Source organism: Sulfitobacter sp., from assembly GCF_041552635.1.
In the GTDB taxonomy this organism is placed as follows: Bacteria; Pseudomonadota; Alphaproteobacteria; order Rhodobacterales; family Rhodobacteraceae; genus Sulfitobacter.
The window spans coordinates 1-1,429 of sequence record NZ_JBFEKM010000363.1 but is presented as its reverse complement, the minus strand read 5'-3'; the positions used below and the strand labels follow the sequence as shown (position 1 = coordinate 1,429).

Sequence of the window (1,429 nt, the reverse complement as noted above, 5' to 3'; positions counted from 1 at the left end):
TCCATTCTCAATGATATCCATGCTAACTTTATCGACCATGTCAAAACGCGACGGGGCGATAAATTGGCGGCGGATGTCGATTTGTTTACCGGGGAAATCTGGCTGGCCAAACGCGCAACAGAACTGGGTTTGATCGACGGCATTGGCCATCTGCGGCCATTCCTGAAAGAGCGCTTTGGCGATAAGGTAAAGTTCGCTCGGTACGGCAGCAAAAAAGGTTTGCTATCGCGCTTTGGTGCCCAAATCATCGGCGATGCGGTGGACAGCATCGAAGAGCGTTCTGCATACGCTCAGTTTGGCCTATAGCTCATGGTTCTCAAGGTTGTTTTACTGTTTTTGGTCGCCATGGGTACGCTTGCGTGGTTTGGTAAAATGCACTGGCTGGGCGGGAAAACGCTAAGTCAGAAAAAATGCACTTCCTGCGGACGATTCCGCATCGGCAAAGGCCCCTGCGGCTGCGGGGGTAAGCGCGGATGATTATGCCTTGGGTTCTTAGCGTTCTTGGCTTGGTCATCTTGCTTCTGGCGGGTGATGCTTTGGTCAAAGGGGCGGTGAACCTGTCCCTGCGCCTTGGTGTTCCTGCGCTGATTGTCAGTTTGACCATCGTGGCTTTCGGGACGTCTGCGCCGGAATTGCTTATTTCAATCAAGGCGCTACTCGAGGGGGTGCCGGGTCTTGCCCTAGGGAACGTCGTTGGGTCGAACACTGCTAACATCTTGATGGTGTTGGGCGTTCCGGCGCTGCTTGCGACAATGCATACGTCTGAATGCCGTACCCACAAGACCTATAACATGATGATTGCGGCGACGGTTCTGTTCATTCTTTTAGCCCTGCGCGGGGTCTATGATTTCTGGTCTGGCCTGATCCTTTTGAGCGGTCTTGCCTATGTGCTGTTCGACGCGTTTCGCGACACTCAAAAGCATCGTGAATGCGCCAAAGGTGCCGCGACGGACGACCTGGAGGAGCCCGAAGGGGCGGATCCGGACATGCCCAGTTGGCGCATTGGCCTGTTTTTGGTGCTGGGCCTGATCGGTTTGCCGCTTGGGGCCAGTCTGCTTGTAGATAATGCGTCGATCATCGCGCGCGCCTATGGGGTAAGCGATACGGTGATTGGCTTGACGCTGGTGGCCATCGGCACCTCGTTGCCAGAACTGGCGACAACTGTGATGGCCGCCTTGCGACGTCAAGCGGATGTTGCGTTGGGCAATGTGATCGGGTCCAATATTTTTAACCTGTTGGGCATTATTGGTGTGGCCAGTTTGGTTGGACCAATTGATGTCGATCCGGAATTCCTGCGGTTTGACTTTTGGGTCATGCTGGGCGCATCGCTGTTACTGATCCCGTTCGTTTATTTGGGTCGGGACATCACGCGGCTCTGGGGTGTTTTGCTTTGCGCGATCTACGCGCTCTACCTGACTATCGTTTTGAT

At 54.4% G+C, this 1,429-nt stretch carries 1 protein-coding gene and 1 pseudogene; both read left to right on the top strand.

The features are described 5' to 3' along the window. Nucleotides 1-306 (top strand): annotated as a pseudogene (locus tag ABYT07_RS21100) (S49 family peptidase); the annotation flags it as partial. 173 nt (nucleotides 307-479) lie between these two features. Beyond that, nucleotides 480-1,429: calcium/sodium antiporter (locus ABYT07_RS21095; RefSeq protein WP_372993952.1), on the top strand; the 950-nt coding region annotated here is incomplete at its 3' end.